Origin of the sequence: Vibrio sp. 1180_3 (assembly GCF_029478545.1) — a bacterium.
Lineage (GTDB): Bacteria > Pseudomonadota > Gammaproteobacteria > Enterobacterales > Vibrionaceae > Vibrio > Vibrio aestuarianus.
This window is the reverse complement of record NZ_SJFM01000288.1, coordinates 1-255: the sequence shown is the minus strand read 5'-3', so window position 1 is coordinate 255 and position 255 is coordinate 1. Positions and strand designations below refer to the sequence as shown.

The window sequence follows — 255 nt, the reverse complement described above, 5'->3', positions numbered from 1 at the left end:
AATCATCAAACTCACCATAGAGGCCAGCTTACCTGTTTGCTAAGCCAGTTTGGTTTAGACTTTGGCTGTACAGACCTGCCTATGATCGTGCCAGAGGGAGCACGTACATAACAATAAATTTAAGAGTAATTCACAACGCTCGGCGCTTTCACTTCAAGCAAGTTTAGTGTTTATGGCACAATGCGTTAGGTAAGGTGGTGGCGTTGTTCACACCTTAATTTGGCGTTATATGCTTTGAACTCCTGCTAAGTCCTA

At 43.5% G+C, this 255-nt stretch carries 1 protein-coding gene; it reads left to right on the top strand.

What is annotated here, in order from left to right:
* Positions 1–111, top strand: a 111-nt coding sequence (locus EYW48_RS21870) for a DinB family protein (protein WP_277433068.1), incomplete at its 5' end; no start/stop codon positions are given.
* Between the last annotated feature and the right edge of the window lie 144 nt (positions 112–255).